Genomic DNA, 24,672 nt, shown 5'->3' on the forward strand with positions numbered 1-24,672 from the left:
TCTTAATCCGATGTCTACGATCATTTAGTTGTGTTTTTTTTTAGGCTGATGCTCATAGAAGACTTCGCCTCTTTGCACCCTGATGCCAAAATCCTTGAAAGGTCTTCCATCAGCCGATTTCCAATCAACATTACCATCAGACGAATATCCTGAGGCTACTGCGCCAGCTGCTGACGGTGAAGCGAATTCATAGTCTTCTTGAAAAATGCCACCATCTATTATCCCTTTTCGCATCAAAGCTTCCCGCAGGTGATTATATGTTTTGTTTGATGGCATAGACTCCGCAGACACACTCGAGCCTTTTTTTACCGTAAAACCATGCTCAGTCACACATCCGATGGCATTCGCGCCGCCCCTGTTGCAATAGAATTGCATTTTTTCTTCATCGCCCTCAAGCGCTGTAATTAGTGGCAGCTCATGCCTGTGCATTTCAGCCCTCGCCTGTGGATGTTGTTTGTTTTCAGGAGATCTTTCCTTGGCTTTTGCGACAGCCTCTGGATTTTCTCTTATTTTTTTTGCCTGCCTGATAGCCTCATTTATCTTCCCATATCTGTTCCTAACAAGATAGCCTTCTGCCACCAGATATTCCAAAGCTTCCTCAGGGGTTGACCAGACTTCGCTCTTTGCCAGCACATCTGCCAGCACTTCATCATAATCAGTCAGCCCTGACTCTCGCCGCACCATGGCACCCGCAATCTCCGATTCACTGAACCTGGCGTGCAGCAACATGAATTTTCGGCTGATGCAATTCACATAGCTTTCCAGCAGGAAATCGCTCCAATATATGCCCTCCGGCATGGGCAGGTGCATGAAATTCTTCACGGTGCTAAGAGGAGCATAATCTTCGGGGCAGTACAGTTCCAGCACACTGTCTACTGCCGCGACATCAAATTTCACCTGCCCCAGCCCGCAGAATTCCTCCTTGTTGAGGCGCAAAGAATTTTCCCTCACCACATCCTGATAACTCGCCAGCGTGATATTGTTCTCCTTGGCAAAGGATTGCAATTCCTCCACAGTGAATCTATCTCTATTCAGGCAGAACTGTTTCAAAGTTTCCGTCCCTGTCTGGATGCGTTGATTCGAAAAAGCAATATAGCGGCCCTCGATGACAAAATCTCGCCCTGGGCCACTCAGCCAATATCTCAAAGCACCATGAAAAGCTTTGATGGTAAAATTCCTCGTATCGGCTTTCACTCCGGGGAGTTTTTCCCAAATGATCTTGCGGCATTCCTCATCCTTCAGCTTTCCCGCAGGGCTGGCAGGCAGTTCTTCTTTCAAGATAGCAGCTATCTTCTCAATCTCACCTTGGCCGAGAGGGAAAGATTCCGCTGCCATAAAAATCCTGGTATCGGTGTTGATGATGGCATCATTAGTATTGATACCTTGTTGTCTCAGTGTGGTGATGGGCACCTGCCACATATCGTGCTCCATGGTGTCCAGACTGGTGGGGCCGCCCCGCTCCTTCAGATAACGAAGGACATCTTCCTTTAGATTAGCCCTCCTGCCCCGCCGTACCAAACGCTGACCGCTTATCTCCCACTCCTGGCTTGCGCTTATCTCCAACAGTTCGCACAGTTCCTCCACTGTGTACACTTTTTCCCTGTTTAGCTCCACCCTGTACTTATCCAGGACCGATTCTAAATAAACACAGGAATAACCCTGCTCAAACACTTTCTTTATCTCTGCCCGTATCTCTTGTAAAAGCTCCCTGGCTTCTCCGCTAACGGCAGGAAAGACACGGTCGCCGCGTTTCCTGCCAACTGTGGACAATATCTCCAGGAGATTAGTGGGAGCAGTTCCATATAATTGCTCATAACGGAGGACAAAGCGATCCATCTCCAAGGGAGAGCTCAGGCTCACACCATTTGGAAAATCCTCCAGCATTTTCTGACAACGCAGCTGTGGTTCTGTAAGTGATCCCTGCTTTGTCTCACCGACTTTTTCAACATGCTGTTCTGGCGTATATTCATACTCCGGCTCTTTTGCAGACTCCACGCTGGGTGCCATCACCTGAGGTGCCGGATTAGACTCAGCCACAGGCTTTTTCTCCAGCTTCAGCCGCTCACGGGCTTCCTCCAGCAGCTTCTCAAATCCCCAAGGGGACTTCAGGTACATGAGTGTCATTTTCCGCTCCAAAGGCAGTGTACCTGACTTCTCGCCATTCTCAGACAGCAAGCGGTAGATGAAACTGGTGCGCTTGTTCAGGGCATATACTGTCCGTAACCCTTCACGATCCATGATGTGACGACTTGCCACATATTTCTGCATATGCTGAGAAAGCTCTTTCATCTCTTGATTCTTGTAGCTGCGACTGCAAAGCTCCACCAGCAGGGCTGTCTCGTATTTATCCAGGGCATAGTCTTCCTCGGGGGCAGCTTCATGCAAGTTCTCCGGCACATCTGTACGCTTGGTGCTCTTGACGCTATTTTGTAACTCCGGCATTTCTTCCTCCGGCAGTTCCTTTGGCTCAGCCTTGGTTATTCCCATGCGTATGTTGGCCTCTGCCAAAAAATTCTTGAAGCCTGCTATGTCGCTTTTGTACCACCCCAGCATTTCCTTCATCCACTGCGCGCCATTGGACATCCCTCTGAGGCCATCTGTATCAATGTATTGCATGCACCTGGCCTGCATCATCAGGCCGGCACTATTGCGAAACGTGTCGTCAATCTCCAGCCCCCGCATGAGGGCATACTTTCGAAGGATACCGGACAACTCGCCGATATCCTTGTACCACGCCACATAGGGCTTATCCCTAAGCCCCATGTAAACCTCTGTAAATTTTGCCTGCTCGTACCCATTAAATGGCAGATTCATCCTACACCCCTGCCCATTTTACCGAATTTTCACTTTATATTACAAAAACATAAAGCACCACCAATATTATACTACATCTGCCCTCCCCCGAAAAGACATTCGATGATGCAATTTACCTTTTATGACACATTTTACCTCAGGAATAAAAATAAATGTCACATTACATAGAAAGTTTTCCCTCCCATTTTAAATTATCAAGAATTTTCTGAACCTTTATAATGTCTTACACAAAATGCCCTGTCAATCAAATCCTTCCCTTCTCCCCCCATCTGTGTCATAATGTTGGCAGACTAAAACAAAGGAAGTAACACAATGACCAGTAATTTTTTCATTGCCGTAAGCGCCGTGGTGCCCATGTTCATTCTCATTGGCATCGGGGCCATGGTGAAGCAGTTGAAACTCCTCACCGAAGAAGAGCTGAATCATGTGAACCGCATGGTTTTCAAAGTCTTCTTCTGCATCATGATGTTCTACAACCTCTATATGGCTGACTATGCCTCTGCTTTCAGACCGAAGCTCATAGTCTTCGGCTGTCTGGGTGTGCTCTTTCTCTTCCTGCTGGGCATGGGCGCCGCCTATGCCTTTGAGAAGAAAGTGCCTATCCGCCGGGGAGCCATAGTCCAGGCCATTTTCCGCAGCAACTTCGTCCTCTACGGCATTCCCCTGATAGGCAATATCTTCGGCAGCGAGGGACTGGCAGTGCCCACCATGATGATTGCCTTCATCGTGCCCATGTACAATGTGCTGGCAGTGGTGGCACTGGAAACCTGCCGGGGCGGCAAGCTGGACCTCTGGCCCACCTGCAAGGGCATCCTGAAAAATCCCATGATTCTGGGCGCCATTGCCGCAGGGCTGGCGCGGCTCATAGACCTGCACCTGCCCGCTCCCGTGCTGAAGCCTCTGGGAGAAGTAGCCGCCGCCACCACTCCCGTGGCCCTCATCATCCTGGGCGCCAGCTTCCGCCTGGGCACTACCGCCCACCACCGCTGGGAACTCATCTTCTGCACTGCCACCCGCCTGCTCATAGCTCCCGCCATCCTGCTGACCCTGGCCGCCTTCCTGGGCTTCAGGGGAGTGGATTTTGTGACCCTGGTGGCCATCTTCGCCACCCCCTGCGCCGTGGCGGGCTTTGCCATGGCCCAGCAGATGGGCAGCGACGCGGAACTGGCAGGCAACTGCGTCATCTTCACCACCGGGCTGTCCTGCTTCACCATTTTCGGGTGGATACTGGTGACCAAGACCTTGGGGCTCTTTTGAATAGTCATGGCACAGCCCATGTATTCACAGATAGTGAACGTACCCCCGCCTACGCTTCGCTAAGAGGCGGGGGCTTCCTGCTTCAACGAGGATAGCACCGTTTCTCCGAAGAGTTACGACGACTTACACTCTCTCCACAGGCGTAGATTTCCGTGCGACCCACGGTATTCTGCCGAGTTTGGTTAGGCGGATATACGCCTAGCTTCCTCTCGGATGTTTATTGCAGCGTTCTTGTCTCGATTATGGTGACTGCCACAATTAGGACAATCCCATTCACGTACAGACAAGTCTTTGGTTTTGCTGTTCTGGTAGCCACATACGTGACATAACTGACTGCTGGGATACCACTTGTCTATCTTGACAAGTGATTTGCCCTGCCAAGCAAGTTTATATTCCAATATGTTTACAAACTTATTCCAGCCATTGTCAGCCACGGATTTACCAAAACTGAACTTACCGCCCTTCTTGTGCTTAGCCATCGCCTTGACGCTGATATCTTCAATGCCAATTGCATCATAGCGGTCTACAAGATAGCGAGCCTTCTTATGCAGGAAGTCACGGCGTTGATTTGCAATCCTCTCATGAAGCCTGGCCACACGAAGTCGTTGCTTGTCTCGGTTGTGGCTGCCTTTTTGTCGTTTGGACAACTTTCTCTGGGCTTTAGCCAGCTGTTTCTCGGCTTTCCGTAGGAAGTTCGGATATTCTGCATCATCCTCATCAGAAGCAACGTACAGGCCGTGCATGGCAAAATCAAGCCCCAGGAACTTCTTTGGTATTATGGGAAGTATTTGGTTTTCGTACTCCATCAGAATACTGATATAGAACTTGCCTGAGGGCGTTTTACTTATGGTGACGGTCTTTATGGTGCTATTTTCCATCAAGGGACGGTGCAGACGCAGCTTTACCCAGCCAACCTTGGGCAGCTTGATTTTGTTTCCTTCAAGTCTGACAGAGCCTTTCTGATTGTTCGTAGAATATGAGAAGTGCCCTGTTTTCTTCGACTTGAAGCGGGGCTTGCCAAAATGCTTGCGATTCTTCCAGAAATTGTTGTATGCTTTGTTCAGATTCAGCTGAGCATTAGCAAGAGCCAAACTGTCTACTTCTTTCAGCCAGGGAAATTCTTCCTTGTATTGTGCAGGTGTGTTGTTTAGCTTCTCGCCGGTTTTCTTGTAATGGTCAAGGCGATCGCCAAGCATCTTGTTATAGATGAATCTGGCACAACCGAAAGTCTTGGCAAACATAATCTTTTGTTCATTGGTTGGGTAGAGTCTGTATCGGTACGCCTTATTCATCATATTCACCTGCCTTGATTTTCTATGTATTTTCTGATTGTACCTATAGGAGCACCGCCTGTTGTCAGCAGGCAATAGCTTCTCGACCAGAACATTTCCTTCCATAGCTTGCGCCTGACTTCCGGAAAATCCCTTTTGATTAGCCTGGAACTGGCACTCTTGTAAGCATTGATGAACTTGGACAACTCCGTGTTAGGGTGAGCACGGAACATTATATGCACATGGTCTACATCATGGTTCCACTCTTCAAGAGTTATATTATAGGGAGAGCAGAGCCGAACAAATAAGTCTTTAGCATATTCGCTCATCTGGTCAGAGAATACTTTACGGCGATACTTTACCACAAGCACAAGATGGTAATAGAGCAAGAACACTGAATGGTTATTATTATCTAATTTCATGGTATATCAAGCCTCTTCTCTTCTACGACTGATTATACCACAAAACTATCTACGCTACAATTGTCTGGCTTCAATTGCTTACGCAAATTCGCCAGACCCGCCTTCATCCCCCACCTAAGAGGTGGAGGACTTCTGGCGGACTACGTTAAAAGAAGGAAAATTCAACCTATATCTAGAATCACTCCAGTTGTAATGAACTGGAACGAAATAAGTTGTACAGATGGCGTAGAACAAATTTTCATAGGCAAGGCGAAGAAAGGAGGCGTAGCGGTGCTACGTCGACTGACGACAACGCAGCCTATGGGAATTTGGGCAAGCAAGATGTATAAGTTATTTCGTGATAGTTCCTAAGTGTTGTATCTGAACATTTCCAAGGGAGGATGCACTATGGTTGCCAGAGTGGGTTCTATTGCCCTTTGCATAGCCTTTGCCCTTGCCCTGTTCGTGGGCTGCAGCCAAAATGAGAGTCTGCCGCCGCCTGCCGACAAGGCTGATAAGCTGGTGGTCTACAGCCCCCACCCCATTGCCATCATCAAGCCTCTGCTGACCCAGTTCGAGGCCGAGACGAACATTCCCGTGGCAGTCATCCGGGGAGGTTCCGGCGAGCTCATGGACAAACTGGAGGCAGAGAAGGATGCCCCTGTCTGCGATGTGCTCTGGGGGGGTATGCTCAGCACCGTAGCCGGCCGCATGGATCTTTTCGAGGAATATACCTGTACCAATGACCAGGCCATGATGCCGGAGTTCCGCCAGCAGGCTGCAGGTGCCACGATTTTCTCTGACCTGCCTGCCGTGCTGATGGTGAACCACGACAAATACCCAGGGCCTCCCATCAAAGGCTATGGGGACCTCCTGGCTCCGGAGCTGAAGGGGCATATTGCCATGGGAGACCCTGCCAAGTCCTCAGCTGCCTATGCCCATCTGGTGGGCATGCTTTACGCCATGGGGGACGGGAACCCTGAGGCAGGCTGGGACTATGTGGACGCCTTCTGTGCCCAGATCGGCGGCAATACCATCAGCAGTTCCACAGAGGTCTACAAGTGCGTCATCAACACGGGGCCCATGTCTGTTTCCCTGACCTTTGAAGAAGCTGCCGCCAAGTGCGCTTCCGAAGGCCCCCCCGTTGACCTGGTCTACCCCCGGGAAGGACTGCTTTCAGACCAGGACGGCATATACATCGTCAAGGGCACCCAGAAGCAGGAACAGGCCAGGAAGCTCCTGGATTTCCTCACGGGGCCTGCTGCCCAGCGGCAGCTCTCTGAGCAGCTCTACCGCCGCCCTGTGCGCATGGATCTGCCTGTCTCCCCCCTCTCTCCCCTCCCCCCCAAGGAAAAACTTCACCTGATACGGCAGGACAGGGCTCTGGTCAGCTCCTCCCGCCAGGACTGGGTCAACCGCTTCCATGCCCTTTGCCAGAAATACTACACGGAGGAGTAGCGCCATGAAGATAAAAAACTGGCTCGCCGCCGTAGTGGGCCTTTTCCTCCTTTTTGCGCCGCTCTCAGCAGATGCCGCCCGGGGAATGCGGGTGGGAGTCATGGTGAGCGACCCGCAGTTCTTCTCCATGAAGGAGGACGGGGAGCCTTATGGCTATGCCTATGAATATATGGAGCTGATCGCCCAGTACAAGGACTGGCAGCTCATCTTCCTGCCAGGCACCGTGGACGAGTGCCGCAGCCGTCTCCTCAGCGGCTCCATTGACATGATTGCCGGCCTGCCGCCGGGGCAGGGAAAGGACTTCACCCTCTCCCCCCTCTCCATGTGCCTCATGCAAAGGAATTTCCTGCAGCCCCTGCACCTCACTGTCAGCAGCAGTCGTCCCGCCTTCGCCGAAGAAGTCCTCTCGGCAGAACAGGAAATGCGGCTGGACTATCCCCATATACTGGACTACCTCAGCGAAAAGTACTTCCACCATGAAGATACCCAGGCACCGCTGATACTGACCCTCAAAGAGGCGAAATTCCTGAAAGAGCACCCGGTGCTTAGGCTGGCTTTGCCAGATGGCAGCTTTCCCGTACTGGAGGAAAGGGACGGGAAGCTGGCGGGCCTTGACGCGGAACTCCTGGAACGCATCAGCTCGGATCTGGGCGTCAGCTTTGAATTGGTGCGGGTAAAAGACAGGGCGGCAGCCTACGAGGCACTGAAAGAAGACAAGGTGGATCTCGTGGTCGGCACACCTCTGGACTTTGCCTGGGCCCAAAAGGAAAATTTCTACCTCACCACCTCCTATACCAGGGCCAATTACCTGGAGATCACCCGGCGGGGCGAAACAGGGCGCACTGGCACTGTGGCCCTGCCCCAGGGACTTCTCTCCGTAGATACTCTCATCAAGCATATGGACGAAAAGGATATCCTCTGGTGCCAGTCTCCCGAGGACTGCCTTGACGCCGTGCGGGACGGGCGGGCTGACAGGACTTTCATGGAAGCCTACAGCTCCCAGTACCATATCCTGCACAACGGCTACTACGACCTGAGCGCTACAGGCGACATCGTGTGCAGCCTGGATATCGGCCTGGCCGTACAGGGCACCCCCGAAGGGCGGCAGCTCCTCTCCGTGCTGAACCATGACCTCAACTCCCTGCCCTCCAATTTCCGGGGAACCATGGACACCCGCGGCATCTTCCAGGGGAAGATGCAGACCTTCTCCGCCTTTGTCTACAACTATCCCATGCAGGTCTTTACCGGGCTTATGGCCCTGCTCCTGGCTCTGTGCCTGTTTTTCTTCTACATCCTGCACATCCGCCGCCGCCATGTGGCAGAAATCCAGAAAGCAGCCTATACCGACTACTGGTCAGAGCTGCCCAACTGGCGCTGGTTCGTGGATGAAATTCCCGAACTCCTGAAGGGCCAGCTGGCCAAATCTGCCGCTGCAGGCCGCTGCTATGTGCTGAGGGTGGACATCGAGTCCATCAACCAGCTGAGCACCAGCACCCGCAAGGCCATCATCGATGAGCAGCTGCCCCGCATCCTGAAGGTGCTGCAGACCAGGCTGAAACTCAGGGCCACCGCCGTCAGCGGCATGGCCAAGATGATCATGGCCCTGGGAGAGATGCCCGTCTCCGGCAACGAACAACCTCCCATGGACAGCCTGGTAGAACAGGTTTCCATCACTCTCCGGGGCATCATCCGGCAGGAAACCGCCATCGAACTGCAAGCCGTGAACCTCAAGGGCGGCATCTGCCGCCTGGAAAAGGCCGAGGAACTGGAAACGGCAGTGCACAGGGCAGAGCTTGCCATCTCCGAAGCCTACGAAGCAGGCAGGCTGGTCTGCGTCTACGATGAAAAACTGGAAAAGCAGCTGGCCCGTCGCCAGCTCATCGAAGCAGAAATGGAACAGGCCCTGCAGCAGCGGGAATTCGAAGTCTGGTTCCAGCCCAAATACGACCTCAATACCCATCGGACCACTGGAGCCGAAGCCCTGGTGCGATGGAAAAGCTCCAAGATGGGCTTCATGCCCCCGGGAGAGTTCATCAATATATTTGAAGAAAACGGCTTCATCATCCCCCTGGACAACTTCGTGCTGGAGGAAACCTGCGCCATGCAGGAACGCAGGCGGAATGAAGGCAAAAAGACCGTGCCCATCTCCGTGAACCAGTCCCGCATGCACTTCCTGCAGGACGGCTATATGCTCTACATGAAGAAAGTCAGGGACACCTACAACCTACGTCCGGGACTGGTGGAGCTGGAGCTCACAGAAACAGCATTCTCCTTCATCGACCATCCCGACAGGCGGGACAGGGCCATCCGCATCATCAGCACCCTCCACCGGCTGGGCTTCCAGCTGTCCATGGATGACTTCGGCTCCGGCTATTCTTCGCTGGAACTCCTGAACATCCTCCCTCTGGATGTGATGAAGATAGACCGCACCCTGATCACCGGCCCCGAGAGCAACGAGCGCATGAGGCAGATCCTCACTGCCTCCGTGGAACTGGGCCAGCGCCTGGGCATGACCGTCCTCTGCGAAGGCATCGAAAACGAAACCCAGGAAGAAATCCTCAAGGAATGCGGCTGCCAATACGGCCAGGGCTACCTCTATTCCAAGCCCATGCCCATGGCAGAATTTGAAAAGTTTTTAGACGAACATGGATGACCCCCAGTCAAAAGCCCCCCTACAGCAAGCAGGTCCCGCAGTGCAATTTCCATAAGCAAAAACAGGGCAGGAGCCATAAAAGCGTTCCTGCCCTTGCTATATCAGATTTTCAAAAATAAGACATTCCTCACGTCCATATATTGAGTTTCAGCTACAAAATGCCTTTTCAAGCAATCATTGTAACAGGCTCAGCACACTGGACGAATTTTGATTAGCCTGAGCCAGCATGGACTGGGCGGCCTGAGCGAGGACGTTGCTCTTGGTATATGCCGTCATTTCCTTGGCCATATCAGCGTCACGGATTACACTCTCGGAACTGGTAGTATTTTCATGGTTGATGGTCAGGGTGTCCTCCGTTGCCTCCAGGCGATTGATATATGCGCCCATCTGGGTTATTTCATTGAGGGCATAGTTGATAGCCTTATCCAATGGGCCTTCAACGCTGGGGTCAGTGAGACTTCCCAGCAGCCTTTGGGCCGAGGCACGGGTTCTGACGTTGGCCAGGTCTTCCAGCTCTGCATCGGTCTTGACGTTGAATAACGCCTTGGTGCCCAGGTCTTCAATATAGCAGTTGATACGCTGGTTGGCCTTGGTGCCGGTATGTATCTTGAGTGGCCTGCTGAGTCGGCGTTTTGCGTTGCCATTTTTTTTAGATTCCTCTGTTGTCGCAGGCTCATCTACGGGTTCAGGTTCTTCTGTAGGACCAGGCTCTTCCGTGGGGCCAGGAAAACCGGGAGTAGTTTCTATAGTCACTGTGCCGATGGTACCGTTCTCCCCCTTACCAATCGCTTCTCCTGTCCTGCTTGTCACTTCCCCAAGCATGTCTTTGATATAGATATTGCCTGCATGACTAAAGTAGCCGCTGCCTATGCCTGCACCTCTATTGCTGGAAGAATTCACAGTGGAATTTATGATGGTTATGTCTCCGGCATAGGATGCAAAATTGTCTTCCATTCCTGAACCCAACAAACCAGCGCCACTGCCTATGCCTGCACCGACACCGCTGTTAGTTATATCGTTTTCATCAGAAACTCCATTCAGTGGTTTTGACTCAACGTTTATGACAGAATCTTCAATAGTAATATTTCCTACACTGGCTCGGCGAGCACCACTGCCAATGCAGGCTCCGTCATCGTTAGCACCAGTAAAATTGGCATTTCTTATCGTCACATTACCAGCTGTAGCAAAAAAACCGCTACCAATGCAAGCGCCACCACCATTTACAATATCAAAAGTTCCGCCGTTTACAATGATATCACCAATACTGCCCCATCCCCCGGAGCCAATCTGGGCTCCCTCACCTCCTGCATACTGATTTTCTCTCAAAATATATGTACCACTGTTAATAATTAAATCCGCAGTGCTAATCTCACCAGTAGGTGTTCCAATCACAGGACCATCTGTCCCAATCATAGCACCACTGTGACCAGAGCCACTTGTCAAACAAGCATACATCTCCAAAGAGCCATCCCCTTCAAGGGTAAGGCCACCGCCAATATTGATAAAAGCTTTGGTTGTGTAATAATAAGTCGTATTAAAGCTATTGCTCCCCTTGATGGTCAACACATTATCACTGCCGGAAAATCTTATCCACGATTCGTCAGTAGTATTTTGTATATTCAGCCCTTCAATCCACAGATTGGCATTTCCCGAGGCAGGGCCGTTGATATGCACATCTGTTAATGTGTCGGGGGTTGCTTGCTTTATTTTTACCCCTACCAGTCCATCAAGAATATTGATATCACCAGTAAAACCCACCCCCAGCACGTATGCTCCAGCGGCAGTGATGGTATATGGGCCGCTGGAAATAAGGGTAGCGCTGTCGCTGGGTTCTATCCCTGGGCCTACACCGCCAGTGCCACCACTACTGCCGGGTTCCTCGACAGCACTGCTGCCACCACTGCCGCCTCCACTACTGCCACCCATTTCTTCAGTAGCTGCATATTCCCGTCCGCGCCCATATTCACCATTCAGCAGCAATTTCCCATTGTAGTTGGTAGTCGCCACTATATCATCTATCTGCTTCAGCTTCTGGTCGAACTCTTTTTGTATGGTGGCCCTGTCCGCATCCGTATTAGTGTCATTGGCTGCATTGATGGCCAGTTGCTTCATCTCCCGCAGCTCATCAACAATCCCCTGTATGCCGCCCTCCGCTACTTTCAGTATCGACCTTCCCGTGCGAGTATTCTCTATATCCTGCGCCAGCCCCCGTATCTGCACCTGCATTTTTTCTGCAATATTGTATTCCGAAGCACCATCCCCGGCACCAGTAATTTTCGTACCGGTGGCGACTTTCTTCAGCTGCTCTCCCAAAGCTGAGACATTCTTGTTTAGTTCCCCCAGAGTCATCATGGCCGAGGGGTTATTCATCACTGTCATTGCCACTGGTCTTCCTCCCCCTTTTTCATATATGCGAAAAGGCACGATGGGTAGCCATCGTGCTGTCTGCTGTTTATAACCGTTATTTGAAAATTATTTTAGCGAATCTACAATGTGTCTTAAGTCCTCTAATGAGTATACATCATCGTCCTCGCCCTCTATATGCACAGTTATATCCTCTCCGAATTCTTCTGCATATTTTTCGTCATCCTTCCAGTTTGCCGGCAATTCTGCATAGCCGAAATGATAAGGATCATCATTCCAGCCATACTTTATCTTCATAGAATCAACATAATTTCTGCAAGCATAGTCATCATCTTCAAATGCTTTTTTAATCGTGCCATCACTTATGGCAAAGTAGTATGTTATCGTATCTATTTTTGCCAAGCTAATCACTCCTCAAGAGCCTTTATCGCAATTAAGCAAAAAAACAGATAATTTTGTAGCAAAATCTTTGCTATTCATCAGAATCGTCCGTATTTATTATATATATAGAGAGAGAGAGTCAAGTATTTTTTGTTTGAAAGAAAACCATCACACCTTAATCATGTCATAATAAATCAACTATAATAATCCCTCCCCAAAAAGCAGAGCAGGAGCCACCAAAGCGCTCCTGCCCTGCTTCATATTAACTTTTCGCCTCAATATGGCACTTCTTCCCGCAGAAGGCGATGCCATACTGCCAAACCTCAGACACGCCCCGGTTCTCGAACTCCGTCAGATAGGCATTTTCCTCAATCTGCGCCAGAGCCTCTTGGGCCCGTTCGGGCAAGACCTCTTCCTTCTCAGCCACCTTGAACTCCAGCAGGGCGCCGGCGGTTTCTTTTTCCTTCGGTAATATAGCAATATCAAACCTGCCGTAGCCGCTTTCACGATTGGACAACACCTCAAAGGCAGGCACCAGAGCAGCCAACATCCCCAGCATCAAGCCATGGTAAAAGCTTTCCTTGTTAGCTGTATCGTAGAAACTCACAGCAAAGCGCAGGAATTTTTCCAGAGACGCCGCAAAGTCCTCTGCCCTTCCCTCCAGCAAAGCTTCCGTGATGGTCACCAGCATATTTTCATCCGAACCGGCTTCTGCCAGGCGGCTTATTATCTCCTCTTGGAAAAGCAGACGAATCTCCATATTTGGTATACGCATAGCAGTGCGGGCACCTGCATAAGACCTGGGCGTTTCAGCCACGGTGAGATAACCCGTATTCAGCATCATCGAGTATAGGGCGCGGCTGCTCTTGCCAATATCTGTGTAGATTGCTCCTTCTACCAACTGAGCCCTCACTGAGCCACCATTAAGCAGAGCGTACAAATCCCGCACCTGCTCTGGCTCTGCCTTTCTAAGCAGCTGTCCCAGGATGGTGTTTCCCGAAGTATTGACCCAATAAGGCTCAGGGAGGCAGTCATGGTCAAAATAACTTACCACCGACCACGGGTTGAAGATAGCCTTCCCGGAAAAATTGTACCCATCATACCAGGCTTTGATTTCCTTATACTTTTCCGGCACATTAAAATCTGCCGCCATTTGCTCTATTTCTGCCTGGTTAAAGCCCATAACCTCCTCAAAGCCGCCCCCTGCCACGCTGGCCACCTTGAGGTTGTTCAGGGAACTGAAAATACTCTCCTTGGCAATCCGGAGGACTCCCGTCAGTACGGCAAAATCCAGGTTTGGGTTAGACTTCAGCACAGCGCTAAGGTAATTGCGGACAAAATCAATGGCCTCCCCATAGTAGCCGTGATCCCAGGCTGACTGTATAGGAGCATCATACTCATCAATGAGTACCAGTACAGGCTTTTTATGATATCTGGACAGAAATATCGTCAGCTTCTTCAGCGAAAGCTGCAGATCCACTTCGGAAGCTGTTCTGTCCAGCACGCTTTGGAAGTATTTCTTTTCATGGGGCGGAAGGGCATCTCCTTCCATCAGATAAGAAAACTCATAATAAAGATCCTGCATCGCAGAGCCAATCATTTGCACCATGCCCGTATAGCGGGACTGCTTGATGTCTTTAAGACTCAAAAATATCACAGGCCGCGTCCCCTGCTCCTCCATATACCGCTCCCCGGCTTGTTCGATGCCCGTGCCCTCGAACAGGACACGGTTGGTCTCTGCGTCTTTACTGGAAAAGAAGTAGTACAGCATGCTCATGGCCAGGGTCTTCCCAAAGCGCCGGGGTCTGGTAATGAGTGTGACCTGGGCATGACCGTCTATCAGCTTCCTGATAAAATCCGTCTTGTCCACATAATAATACCGTTCTCGCACCCGTCGGAAATCATCTACCCCCACCGGCATCACATAATGCTGCTTCATGGTCTCACCCCCTCATGTGAATTTTCTCTCTTTTGTTTATTGTAGCAAATGACTGCAGTATGTCAATGCTGCTTTCCCCCAGTATACAGCCTTCACCATACGAAAAAGCCACGGCAGCAGGGAACGAGTCCCTGCACCGTGGCTCTTGTTTTCCTACAATCAGACACTTGCCTGAAACTTGCAATACCCCAGCAGCAGCGCCAGCACCAGCAGGTTGCTGCCAGTGAAGGTCAGCAGGTAATAGCCGGGCCTGCTGAAACGGGTGCCCAGATAGGCCTTGAAGGAAATAACGCTGGCCATAGAGGCAATGATGGTGCCCAGGCCACCGATATTCACACCCAGGAGCAGGGGCACATAGGCCTCCGTACAGCCGGACAGCAGGACGGTGGCGGGTACATTGCTGAGAACCTGGCTCAGGATCAGGGACACCCAGAACTCATGTCCCGTGAGGAGGCTGGCCGCCTTTGAGGTCAGCGCCTCCAGATGGCTCAGGCTGCCCACCCCGATGAAGAGCAGGGCGAAGAGCAACAAAAGCTTGAAATCAGCCTCCAGGAGCAAGCGCCTGTCAAGCAGGAGCAGCCCCGGCAGGACCAGCACAGCCAGCAGAGTGAAGTCCAGCAGGTGCAGCACATGGAGGAGGCAGAGCAGGAACAGCACCAGCAGGGGTGCAATCTTTTTCCAGGGCAGCCCCTCTTCCGCCTGGCTGCTCAATTCCACTTCCACCTCAGGCAGGGTGAAAGTGGCCAGATATATCACCACGCCGCTGATGAGCACCACCGGGGCAGTGACGGCGAAAAAGTCCCAGGGGGAAAGCCCATAATGGGAATAGATGAAGAGATTCTGGGGGTTGCCCACCGGAGTCAGCATACTGCCCAGGTTCGCTGCTATGGTCTGCCAGCAAACCGTGGGCACGATAAGCCTGATGCGCCGGGCCTCCGTGAAGGTCATGATGGCCAGAGGCACAAAGACGATCAGTGCCACATCATTGGTGATGAGCATGGAGGAAAAATAGCAGCTGAAGATGAAGAACCGTGAGAGACTGCGCCCGGAAGTGCGCCCTTTGAACAGCCGCTGAAAGAGTGCTGCAAAGAAACCGCTCTGCCTAAGCCCCGCCACAATGCTCATGAGGAACAGCAGCAAACCCAGCAGGGGAAGATTGAGGCAGGCCAGGACTTCCGCGGGAGCAGGGGGTGCAAGGCACCCCGCCCCCAGGGCAAAGAGCCCCGCCAGAAACAGATCGGGATAACGGCGGAAAGCATGATAGACAGGCACGGAAAAGATACTCCTTTACTTCATTATTGTTGATGTTTTGACACTAGATTATAACGCCGCCACCGTCTTTTGTCTACAAAAAAAGCACCGCAAGGGGCGCTTTGCCAGCCTTGCGGTGCCTGCCTGTCCAGTCAGCTTCAATAATTTACTTCGCTGATTTCAAAGTAACTCTTGGGATGAGCGCAGGTGGGGCAGATTTCGGGAGCCTTGGTGCCCACCACGATATGGCCGCAGTTGCGGCACTCCCACATCTTGACCTCGCTCTTCTGGAAGACTTCCTGCATTTCCACGTTCTGCAGGAGCTTCCTGTAGCGCTCCTCATGGTGCTTCTCGATGGCAGCTACCAGGCGGAACTTGGCAGCCAGCTCCTTGAAGCCCTCTTCCTCGGCGGTCTTGGCGAAGCCGTCATACATATCCGTCCACTCGTAGTTCTCGCCCTCAGCGGCAGCGAGCAGGTTGGCCTTGGTATCGCCAATGCCTTCCAACTCCTTGAACCACATCTTGGCGTGTTCCTTCTCATTGTCAGCCGTCTTCAAAAAGAGGGCCGCAATCTGCTCGAAGCCTTCCTTCTTGGCCTTGGACGCAAAATAGGTATACTTGTTCCTGGCCTGGGATTCGCCTGCAAAGGCCGCTTCCAAATTCTTCTCGGTCTGGGTGCCTGCATATTTGCTCATAAGCTTTGCCTCCTCTAATATACCATACACTACCTGTCTCCCACTTTCGCCATCCTCTGCCTTTATTCCTGCCCCCTGATAGCTTTTTGCTCAAAAAAATCCTCACCGCAAGATTTTATAGGAACGTGCCCATAAAATACCAAACATCAAGCTCCGCAAGGGTAATTTTACCTAAAATAAACAATATTATGCAGTAACACTTACCCAAACATTGATATAATAATAAACGAAGATAATCAATAAGCACAAATAACAAACCCATCTTGTGCAGTATTTCATAGAAAGGCGGAGTTAACATGATTAAGGTAGGTATTATCGGAGCAGGACGCATTGGCCATGTACACGGGGAGAGCATCAGCAAGTTCGTGAAGCACGCTGAGGTCAAGACCGTGGCTGACCCCTTCATGAATGAAAAGACGGAAGCCTGGGCAAAATCCCTGGGCATCCAGAAGACCACCAAAGATTACCATGAAATCCTGAATGATCCCGAAATCGAGGCAGTGCTCATCTGCGCTTCCACCGACCAGCACTCTCCCCTTTCCATCGAGGCCCTGAAGGCTGGCAAGCATGTCTTCTGCGAGAAACCCATCGACCATGATGTGGAGAAGATCAAGGAAGTGCTGGCAGCCGTGAAGGAAAGCGGCAAGAAATACCAGGTAGGCTTCAACCGCCGCTTCGACCACAACTTCCGCGCTGTGCGCGAGGCTGTAGCTTCCGGCAAGGTGGGCAGGCAGCAGATCATCAAGATCACCTCCCGTGACCCGGAGCCGCCTTCCATTGATTATGTGAAGGTTTCCGGCGGCATTTTCCTGGATATGACCATCCATGATTTCGACATGGTGCGTTACCTCTCCGGTGCGGAAGTCGAGGAGGTTTACGCTGAGGGCAGCGTCACCGTTGACCCCGAAATCGGCAAGGCTGGCGACATCGATACTGCCGTCATCACCTTGAAGCTGGACAATGGCGCTACCGCTGTCATCGACAACTGCCGCGCTGCCTGCTACGGTTACGACCAGCGCGCTGAGGTCTTCGGCTCTCAGGGCTGCGTAGCCATCACCAACGACTCTGACTCCAATGCCGTCTTCAGCGGCAAGGACGGCGTAGTAGCCGAGAAGCCCATGTTCTTCTTCCTGGAGCGTTACATGATGGCTTATGCCAAGGAAGTGGACGAGTTCATCGAAGCTATCGTCAACGACACCGAGACTCCTGTCACCGCCAAAGACGGCCTTGAGCCCGTGCTGATTGGCCTGGCAGCCAAGAAGTCCGTGGAGGAGCACCGCCCGGTGAAGATTGACGAGATCCGCAAGGTCTACGGCCTTTGATTTCCCTTCCCCATTTTCAATTACCCCGATTTTCTGATTGATTTTTCAATCAGGGCTCGTTGATTAAATGAGCTTGGTCCAGATTTGCGGGGATTGGCTGTCCATTGCCAGACGACAAACCGGAGGCATAGCGGTGCTATGTCGAGGATTTGTCAACGCAGCAGGGACAGTCAAGACCCGTGAAGATGGGCTGAGTGAATTAATCAACACGCCCTAACCCCTTATCCTTCGGAGTGCAGCCTGCCTGCACTCCTTTTTTTCATTGAAGGAATCTAGCCACGGACAGCGAAGGTAGTATAATAAGATTATCACCAGCAAGAAAGGATGTTTGCCATGCAGAAATACAAGATTGCCGTAATTGCCGGGGATGGCATTGGGCCGGAAGTCATTGAGGAAGGCAAGAAAGTGCTCTCGGGCATTGCCAAAATCGACGGCGGCTTTGAAGTGGAGTTCACGGACTTTCCCTGGGGGTGCGAATATTACCTGCGGGAAGGCAGGATGATGCCCGAAAGCGGCCTTTCGCGGCTGAAAAGCTTCGATGCCATCTACCTGGGCGCCGTGGGCTATCCCGGGGTGCCGGACGATGTTTCCCTGCAGGGACTGCTCCTGAAGATTCGCAAGGGCTTTGACCAGTACATCAACCTGCGGCCTGTGAAGCTCCTTCGGGGTGCTCCCTGCCCCCTGAAGGATGTCAGCGAGTCAGATATCGACATGACGGTGGTGCGGGAGAACAGCGAGGGTGAGTATGCCAACGTGGGCTGCCGCCTCTTCCCCGGCACTGAGCAGGAAACAGCTCTCCAGACAGGAGTTTTCTCCCGCAAGGGCTGCGAGCGGGTAATCCGCTACGCCTACGAGCTGGCAAAGAAAGAAGGCAAGAGCCTCACCAATATCAGCAAGGCCAATGCCCTGGGCTACTCCATGGTGTTCTGGAATGAAATCTTCGCCCAGGTGGGCAAGGAATACCCTGAGGTGCCCACCTCCAGTCTCATGGTGGATGCTGCCAGCATGTTCTTTGTCAAGAATCCCAAGCGCTTCCAGATTGTAGTCACCAGCAATCTCTTTGGCGATATCCTCACAGACCTGGGAGCAGCCATCGCCGGTGGCATGGGCCTGGCTGCAGGTGCCAACCTCAACCCCGAGCGCAAATACCCCAGCATGTTCGAGCCCATCCACGGCAGCGCCCCGGACATCGCAGGCAAGGGCCTGGCGAATCCCCTGGCAGCCATCTGGAGCGTCAGCCAGATGCTGGACTTCCTGGGCCAGCCTGAGTGGGGAGAGAAGGTCATCTCCGCCATCGAGACCCTGCTCCTGGAGAAGAAATGCCTGACCCCGGACCTGGGGGGCACAGCCAAGACAAATGAGATTGGCGAAGCCATCATGGAAATACTGCAAAGAAAATAATACCATAAAGGCAGCGAGGCCCCGGGAAAGATATCTTTCCCGGGGCCTCGCTTACCCATCTTGATACAGCTTGTATATGGAGCCCCTTACCCTGGAGGAACTGGCATCAAAGAGGCCTTCCGTGTGGCCGCCGCTGATGCGGTCTTCCTCCCGTGCCTCGGGATAGAGATAGGCGCCGCCGCGCTCCAAAATGCGCACAGGCTCGCCTTCCACCTCGTAAGAAAGCTGGTTAGGACGCTCATCAAACCACTCAATGGAAGCCTTGGAGCCCACAATGCGGACTTTCTGGCCGTGCAGGGCGCCGCAGTTGATGGAGGAAGCCCAGCAGGTTGCCTGGTATAGACCTTCTCGTTGATATCCTTGAAGTGGATGTAGTCCAGGCGGTCAGCGTACTTCCGCAGCCATTCCACTGGCTCCATGCCGGAATAGCGCAAGTGCCCCGTATCCAGGCAAAGTCCTGCCACTTCAGCGGGAATATCCTCCATGAGTTTGTCTATCTCATCGGCGAACTCTATATAGCCGCCTGCAGGGGGATGGACTACTGCCCTGACGCCCCATTTGTCCGCAGCTTTGGCAATCCCCTTGATGTGCTCCATCATGCGCTGCCAATCTTCCTCGCTCAGACGGGGAGCCTTATCCGGATGGCCGGCGGCGTAGTCCCGCTCGTCATGGCCCCAGTCCATCACCGTGAGATACGGCGTCTTGTACCGCTGGCCCGGCTCCCGGGGAAGCTCCGGCAGTTTGGTGATGATGCCGCAGATGTCGTCCACCTGCTTCAGAACCTGGGGATAATTTTCCTCGGAGAGCAGATCATCAAAGATGGTGCCTGCCACAATGGAAATGCCGTTCTTCCTGAGCTCTGCGCTGACCACCTCAATGTCCAGCGGCAGGTAGCCGTAGGGCCCCAGCTCAATAGCCTTGTACCCGGCCTGTCCTGCCTCGTAGAGCACCTTCTGCCAGGGCGGCAGATAAGGATTCCTGACATCATCCACTCCCCAGCAGCAGGGAGCGCCTGTAATATGAATAGCCATCATATCCCTCCTATTATCTTAGGCAGGGCCTCTTGTCCTGCCCTTCTTTCTTTTTGCTTGCAATTACAGTATAAGAGAAAATGACGCCAAAAACTTCCACCATCTTGTCCTGTTTACCTCGATTTAATCGCGTTATATGCTCAAAAGTTGCCCAATATTGTGATTGTGCATTTTCACCTCCCTTGCTCCTTCTTTTTTCCCGCTTTTCCTGCTATCCTTATAGGTAGAGGAGGAACCTATATGCTGCAATACTTCATCAAAGGCTCCGCTGTGCCTCTTTTCCCCAGAGGCCTGGAACCAAGACTTGACTATATCTGCAATGTGGATGCCGAGGCCTCCAAGATGCCCCGCAGCATGCATGAGCACGCTCACCTGACGGAAGCAGTGCTGGTGTACGAGGGAGCGGGCATCTTTATGATTGGCGGACGGCAGTACACAGCCAAAAAGGGAGATTTTGTCATCTACAACAGCCGCACTGTCCATGACGAATTCGGCGGCAACGGAGAGGAACTGCACACCTACTGCATCGGTATCAGCAATCTCCATCTGCCGGGCCAGCCTGACGGCCAGCTGGTGCCTGCGGGGGTATGCCCTGTCATCAGCGCCGGGGAGGCCTACGGGGATTTCCTGAGCCTCTGCCACCTGATAGAAAAGGAAATCCAGACTGAAGAAGGAGCCGACACAGCCAACCTCCTGACCCGGGCTCTTTTCACCAAGCTGGCACGGCTGATACTCAACTACGGGGTGAAAGAAGACCAGCAGGAAGACGGCCTGGCCGCACGCATGCGCCGCTACATAGACAGCCACTACCGGGAGGAACTGCGCCTCTCAGACATCGCCGCAGCCATGCACGCCAACGCTTACTACCTGTCCCATGTCTTCAAAGAGCAAAGCGGCTTCTCCCCCATGAAATACGCCACCCTGCGCCGCATTGGCGAAGCCCAGAATCTCCTTATCAACACGGATATGACCATCACCGCTATCGCGGCACAGATTGGCTATAATAACTCCAACTATTTCCAGAACGCCTTCAGGAATGCCGTGGGCATTTCTCCGGGAGAGTATCGGAAAAAGTGGACCAAATGATTCTGCCCAATAAAAAAGGAGTACCTCAAACCTGACCAGGTTCAAGGTACTCCTTTTTATTTGCTTTACTTCTGCCTCATCTCCACATACTGGCAGATAAGGTCAGCAGCTTCTTCCAGCGTTATCTTGCTGGTGTTGATCATCATGTCGTAGTTCTGGGGATCGCCCCACTTGCGGCCCGTGTAGTAAGCGTAATAGCTGCGGCGCTGTTCGTCCACGGCATTGAGCTCCTTCACGGTCTTCTCATCGTACTCCTCCTTGGCCCGCTGCTCGCGGAAATCGTCGTCAGCATAGATGAAGAAGGAATAGTGGTTGGGGCAGTCCTTCAGCACGAAGTCTGCGCAGCGGCCCAGGAAAACCGCGCCTTCGCCGCGCTTGGCAATGGCCAGGATAGCCTTGGCCTGCTCGATGTAGCGGCGGTTGTAGTCTGCCACCCGACCGAAGCCCCCCTGCTGGAAGTAGGGCTTGCTGGTTTCCGGGGAAGCGTAGGAAGACTCCACGATGCTCTCGATATCAGCCCCCTGGCCCATCTTTTCTGCGGCCATGTTCACAATCTTGCGGTCATAGCGCTTCACACCCATGCGTTTGGCCAGGATCTCAGAAACCTCCCGGCCACCGCTGCCGTACTGACGGGTAATGGTAATCAAAGTATTTTCTTTCAAGTTCAAAACATCTCCTTAATAGCGCCCTGCATTACATCTCACCCAGAGCTTCACGCTGTACAAGCTCCTGCATGATGGCGGGATATTCCTTGTCCAGCTTGTAGTTCACCAGCACACCAATCAGCACGCCCCAGACGATGAGGGGTGCATACATGTAGATGCTCATGATCATGCTAATGACGGCAGGAGTCTGAGACACGGAGCCGGTAGCAGTAGCCACGTAGCCGGCATAGGAGAGCAGGCCCGTCAGGATAGCGCTGGTGAGGCCGGTGCCCACCTTGGTGCCCACGGAGCCGCCGGAGAACACCAGTCCTTCCTGGCGCAGATGGCTCTTCCACTGGCCGTACTCCACAGCGTCACCCAGGAAGCCGAAGATGACGGACTGGATGGGGGCAAAGCCGATGCCGCGGATGATGCAGCTGAAGACCAGCATATTGAAGTCCTCAGGATTGATGAGGAAAATCAGGTGGCCCACCAGGCAGATGACCACGCCGCCCAGGCTCATGTTCCTCTTGCCAAAGCGCTGGAGGAGTTTCGGGCTGAAGAGGGCCATGACGCCGATGGTGACCAGAGTCTCCAGGAGGTACAGGCCGCTGTAGAGGGAATCATTGTTGAAGATATACTTGCAATAATAGGGCAGGATAGTACCGGTGACAGTGAAGATGACGTTCTGCATCATCCAGATGGTCATGCCGGCCCAGAAATACTTGTTCACAGCCAGGCCTTTGAGGGCGCGCTTTACGGGCACCTTGTCGTCAGCCTTTTCACGGGCTTCAATCACAACCGTTTCCTCACAGTTGCGGAAGCAGAAAATAAGGAGACCCAGACCTACCAAAGCCCAGAGGCTCATGACCTCCACCCAGGCCATCTGGCTGTCACCAAAGACCTTCACCAGGGGCAGGGTAGCGGAAACGGAGAGGATGCGGCCCCAGGGAGACAGGCACATGCGGGTGATGGAAAGCATGTCGCGCTCCTTGGAGAGGCGGGTCATCATGGCAGACAGGCTGCCGTAGGGAAGATTCAGGGCCGTGTAGCAGAAAGTAGTGCAGAAATTATACGTCACAAAGATGTACGCGAACTGCAAGGCCGAAGTGGTTTGCGGCACCGTGTAGATGAGGATGATGGACACGGCGAAGGGAATGCTCATCCAGAGAATCCAGGGCCGGGATTTGCCCCATTTGGAATGGGTCTTTTCCACCAGGAAGCCCATGATTACGTCAGAGAAGCCATCAAAGCAACGTGACAGCAGCATCACGAGACCCACGATAGCAGGATCGATGCCTGCGTAGTCCGTGTAGAAGAAGGTCAGGATACCCATAGCGCCCCAGACTACGTTCTGGGCAGTGTCGCCTAAGCCGTAGGCAATCCTGGTCTTCCAGGAAAGCTGTCCGGCAGTTTCAGTGTTACTCATTGCCAGTCCCCCTGTTCACTTAACCATAAATGAATGATCATAACTGTAAGCTTGTGATGTTTTGGCGCCTTTTGTACATCTGTTGGTTATATTATATCTATTTTCTCACTATTGGGTCTATAAAAAATTGTTAGTTTCGCAGCAGCATACCAGCGCAAACCGCCGTAAACACTAGCCAAACCGGCATATTTGAGATAAAATAATAATATTTTGCGGCGATACTATAAAATCTTGCTGTCCCACTGGCAGGATTGTGCACCAAGGCACATACAGCACGCAAACACGCGTTTTTCCAGACAGAAGCAGCCCGCCCGGAAATCATTTCCAGGCGGGCCGCTTCTATCTATCTTTATTTTTAGAAGGGGATAAAGGGAAATCTCAGAGGTGTGCTTTCTCGCGGATGTACTTGCGGGCCTTGAGGGCGTACTCCAGGGGGTTGGCCTTGGCAGGATCCTGCTCGGCTTCCACGATGTACCAGCCGTCAAAGTCGCTCTTGTTCACATAGTCGAAGATGGGCTCGAAGTCCACATCCCCATCCCCGGGCACGGTGAACATGCCGGCGCGGACGCCGTCCAGGAAGCTCATCTTCTCGTCAATGACCCGCTGGCGGATGGGCAGACGCACATCCTTCAGGTGGATGTGGCGTATGCGGGGCAGATACTTCTTCAAGATGCCCATGTAGTCCTCGCCGGAGCAGACCAGATGGCCGGTATCGTAGAGGAGCCACACATAGTCAGGGTTGGTGTTCTCCATGAGGCGGTCAATCTCAGCCTCAGTCTGCACGCCAGTGCCCATGTGGTGATGATAGGTCATGGTCATGCCCATATCCTTGGCCACCTTGCCCAGCTTGTCCAAGCCCTCGCAGAGGAGCTTCCACTGCTCGGCAGTGTTCTCGGGCTTGCCGTCAAAGACAGGCACATCCAGCTTGCCCTGGACGCTGTTGCCCTGCTCGGCTACGTTGCAGTATTTTGCCCCCATTTCCTTCAGGAAGGAGCAATGAGCGATGAAATCCTTCTCCACCTGCTCATAGGGCTGGGTCAGCAGGAAGGAGCTGAACCAGGCGCTGGCAATCCTCATGCCGCGCAGGTCAAGGGCTTTCTTCAGCACGGCAGTATCCTTGGGATACTTGCCACCCACCTCGCAGCCGGTGAAGCCAGCCAGTGCCATCTCGCTGACGCACTGCTCAAAGGTGTTCTCCTTGCCGAGATCCGGCATATCATCGTTAGTCCATGCGATAGGTGCAATGCCAAGCTGTATCTTTGCCATAGTGATTAC

At 52.6% G+C, this 24,672-nt stretch carries 17 protein-coding genes and 2 pseudogenes; 6 read left to right on the forward strand and 13 right to left on the reverse strand.

The features are described from left to right. Nucleotides 1-24: 24 nt before the first annotated feature. Complete coding sequence (locus tag BLW59_RS08790; protein ID WP_074697487.1) at nucleotides 25-2,814, reverse strand: DUF4357 domain-containing protein; 2,790 nt, start codon at nucleotides 2,812-2,814, stop codon at nucleotides 25-27. 312 nt (nucleotides 2,815-3,126) lie between these two features. Here BLW59_RS08790 and BLW59_RS08795 point away from each other — a divergent pair, with 312 nt between their 5' ends. Continuing rightward, a complete protein-coding gene (locus BLW59_RS08795; protein ID WP_074697488.1) occupies nucleotides 3,127-4,071 on the forward strand; it encodes an AEC family transporter in 945 nt (314 codons plus the stop codon). 182 nt (nucleotides 4,072-4,253) lie between these two features. On the opposite strand, the gene tnpB is transcribed toward BLW59_RS08795, so the two are convergent. Then, complete coding sequence (gene tnpB, locus BLW59_RS08800; RefSeq protein WP_080706011.1) at nucleotides 4,254-5,366, reverse strand: IS200/IS605 family element RNA-guided endonuclease TnpB; 1,113 nt, start codon at nucleotides 5,364-5,366, stop codon at nucleotides 4,254-4,256. Nucleotides 5,367-5,368: 2 nt separating this feature from the next. After that, on the reverse strand, nucleotides 5,369-5,764 hold the full coding sequence (gene tnpA / locus BLW59_RS08805) for an IS200/IS605 family transposase (RefSeq protein WP_074697489.1): 396 nt from the start codon (nucleotides 5,762-5,764) through the stop codon (nucleotides 5,369-5,371). Nucleotides 5,765-6,151: 387 nt separating this feature from the next. On the opposite strand from tnpA, the gene BLW59_RS08810 reads away from it, so the two are divergent. Together BLW59_RS08810 and BLW59_RS08815 are read left to right on the forward strand one after the other, a co-directional pair. Next, complete coding sequence (locus BLW59_RS08810) at nucleotides 6,152-7,201, forward strand: extracellular solute-binding protein (RefSeq protein ID WP_074697490.1); 1,050 nt, start codon at nucleotides 6,152-6,154, stop codon at nucleotides 7,199-7,201. Between the two features lie 4 nt (nucleotides 7,202-7,205). Further along, on the forward strand, nucleotides 7,206-9,854 hold the full coding sequence (locus BLW59_RS08815) for an EAL domain-containing protein (protein ID WP_074697491.1): 2,649 nt from the start codon (nucleotides 7,206-7,208) through the stop codon (nucleotides 9,852-9,854). Nucleotides 9,855-10,028: 174 nt separating this feature from the next. Here the strand turns inward: BLW59_RS08815 and BLW59_RS18325 are convergent. From BLW59_RS18325 to rbr, 6 genes and pseudogenes are all read right to left on the reverse strand, one after another. Further along, nucleotides 10,029-10,274, reverse strand: a pseudogene (locus BLW59_RS18325) (flagellin); the annotation flags it as partial. Between the two features lie 1,602 nt (nucleotides 10,275-11,876). After that, nucleotides 11,877-12,233, reverse strand: a pseudogene (locus BLW59_RS18330) (flagellin); the annotation flags it as partial. Nucleotides 12,234-12,326: 93 nt separating this feature from the next. After that, nucleotides 12,327-12,620 carry a hypothetical protein gene (locus BLW59_RS08825; protein ID WP_074697493.1) on the reverse strand — a complete coding sequence of 98 codons (294 nt, stop codon included), beginning with the start codon at nucleotides 12,618-12,620 and terminating at the stop codon, nucleotides 12,327-12,329. Nucleotides 12,621-12,861: 241 nt separating this feature from the next. After that, the gene (locus tag BLW59_RS08830) at nucleotides 12,862-14,538 is read right to left on the reverse strand and encodes an AAA family ATPase (RefSeq protein ID WP_081348464.1); all 1,677 of its coding nucleotides are present in this window, start codon (nucleotides 14,536-14,538) and stop codon (nucleotides 12,862-12,864) included. A gap of 159 nt (nucleotides 14,539-14,697) precedes the next feature. Then, entirely contained in the window at nucleotides 14,698-15,810 is a 1,113-nt protein-coding gene (locus BLW59_RS08835; RefSeq protein ID WP_074697494.1) for an SLC13 family permease, read from the reverse strand. Between the two features lie 137 nt (nucleotides 15,811-15,947). Next, nucleotides 15,948-16,484: a rubrerythrin gene (gene rbr, locus BLW59_RS08840; RefSeq protein ID WP_029542833.1), complete on the reverse strand. Its 537-nt coding sequence runs from the start codon at nucleotides 16,482-16,484 to the stop codon at nucleotides 15,948-15,950. 296 nt (nucleotides 16,485-16,780) lie between these two features. Between rbr and iolG the strand changes: the two genes are divergently transcribed. Together iolG and BLW59_RS08850 are read left to right on the forward strand one after the other, a co-directional pair. Beyond that, entirely contained in the window at nucleotides 16,781-17,806 is a 1,026-nt protein-coding gene (iolG, locus tag BLW59_RS08845; protein ID WP_074697495.1) for an inositol 2-dehydrogenase, read from the forward strand. A 333-nt stretch (nucleotides 17,807-18,139) separates the two neighbouring features. Next, on the forward strand, nucleotides 18,140-19,207 hold the full coding sequence (locus tag BLW59_RS08850) for a tartrate dehydrogenase (RefSeq protein ID WP_074697545.1): 1,068 nt from the start codon (nucleotides 18,140-18,142) through the stop codon (nucleotides 19,205-19,207). An 86-nt stretch (nucleotides 19,208-19,293) separates the two neighbouring features. On the opposite strand, the gene BLW59_RS08860 is transcribed toward BLW59_RS08850, so the two are convergent. Beyond that, nucleotides 19,294-20,238 carry a sugar phosphate isomerase/epimerase family protein gene (locus BLW59_RS08860; RefSeq protein WP_318258454.1) on the reverse strand — a complete coding sequence of 315 codons (945 nt, stop codon included), beginning with the start codon at nucleotides 20,236-20,238 and terminating at the stop codon, nucleotides 19,294-19,296. Between the two features lie 240 nt (nucleotides 20,239-20,478). On the opposite strand from BLW59_RS08860, the gene BLW59_RS08865 reads away from it, so the two are divergent. Beyond that, entirely contained in the window at nucleotides 20,479-21,324 is an 846-nt protein-coding gene (locus BLW59_RS08865; protein WP_074697496.1) for a helix-turn-helix domain-containing protein, read from the forward strand. Nucleotides 21,325-21,389: 65 nt separating this feature from the next. On the opposite strand, the gene BLW59_RS08870 is transcribed toward BLW59_RS08865, so the two are convergent. The 3 genes from BLW59_RS08870 to iolE all read right to left on the reverse strand — a co-directional run bounded on the left by BLW59_RS08870 (nucleotide 21,390) and on the right by iolE (nucleotide 24,663). Further along, nucleotides 21,390-21,986: a cytidylate kinase-like family protein gene (locus BLW59_RS08870; protein WP_175463400.1), complete on the reverse strand. Its 597-nt coding sequence runs from the start codon at nucleotides 21,984-21,986 to the stop codon at nucleotides 21,390-21,392. 31 nt (nucleotides 21,987-22,017) lie between these two features. After that, complete coding sequence (locus BLW59_RS08875) at nucleotides 22,018-23,397, reverse strand: MFS transporter (RefSeq protein ID WP_074697498.1); 1,380 nt, start codon at nucleotides 23,395-23,397, stop codon at nucleotides 22,018-22,020. 378 nt (nucleotides 23,398-23,775) lie between these two features. Further along, entirely contained in the window at nucleotides 23,776-24,663 is an 888-nt protein-coding gene (gene iolE / locus BLW59_RS08880) for a myo-inosose-2 dehydratase (RefSeq protein WP_074697499.1), read from the reverse strand. Between the last annotated feature and the right edge of the window lie 9 nt (nucleotides 24,664-24,672).

This window comes from Selenomonas sp. KH1T6, assembly GCF_900108415.1.
Classification (GTDB): domain Bacteria; phylum Bacillota; class Negativicutes; order Selenomonadales; family Selenomonadaceae; genus Selenomonas_B; species Selenomonas_B ruminantium_A.

Bases quoted from the DNA above. Each gene is read 5' to 3' on its own strand.
- BLW59_RS08795 (WP_074697488.1), top strand. From the start codon at position 3,127: ATGACCAGTAATTTTTTCATTGCCGTAAGCGCCGTGGTGCCCATGTTC.
- BLW59_RS08830 (WP_081348464.1), bottom strand. From the start codon at position 14,538: ATGAAGCAGCATTATGTGATGCCGGTGGGGGTAGATGATTTCCGACGG.
- rbr (WP_029542833.1), bottom strand. From the start codon at position 16,484: ATGAGCAAATATGCAGGCACCCAGACCGAGAAGAATTTGGAAGCGGCC.
- tnpA (WP_074697489.1), bottom strand. From the start codon at position 5,764: ATGAAATTAGATAATAATAACCATTCAGTGTTCTTGCTCTATTACCAT.
- iolE (WP_074697499.1), bottom strand. From the start codon at position 24,663: ATGGCAAAGATACAGCTTGGCATTGCACCTATCGCATGGACTAACGAT.
- iolG (WP_074697495.1), top strand. From the start codon at position 16,781: ATGATTAAGGTAGGTATTATCGGAGCAGGACGCATTGGCCATGTACAC.
- BLW59_RS08850 (WP_074697545.1), top strand. From the start codon at position 18,140: ATGCAGAAATACAAGATTGCCGTAATTGCCGGGGATGGCATTGGGCCG.
- BLW59_RS08860 (WP_318258454.1), bottom strand. From the start codon at position 20,238: ATGGCTATTCATATTACAGGCGCTCCCTGCTGCTGGGGAGTGGATGAT.
- BLW59_RS08790 (WP_074697487.1), bottom strand. From the start codon at position 2,814: ATGAATCTGCCATTTAATGGGTACGAGCAGGCAAAATTTACAGAGGTT.
- BLW59_RS08865 (WP_074697496.1), top strand. From the start codon at position 20,479: ATGCTGCAATACTTCATCAAAGGCTCCGCTGTGCCTCTTTTCCCCAGA.
- tnpB (WP_080706011.1), bottom strand. From the start codon at position 5,366: ATGATGAATAAGGCGTACCGATACAGACTCTACCCAACCAATGAACAA.
- BLW59_RS08875 (WP_074697498.1), bottom strand. From the start codon at position 23,397: ATGAGTAACACTGAAACTGCCGGACAGCTTTCCTGGAAGACCAGGATT.
- BLW59_RS08810 (WP_074697490.1), top strand. From the start codon at position 6,152: ATGGTTGCCAGAGTGGGTTCTATTGCCCTTTGCATAGCCTTTGCCCTT.
- BLW59_RS08815 (WP_074697491.1), top strand. From the start codon at position 7,206: ATGAAGATAAAAAACTGGCTCGCCGCCGTAGTGGGCCTTTTCCTCCTT.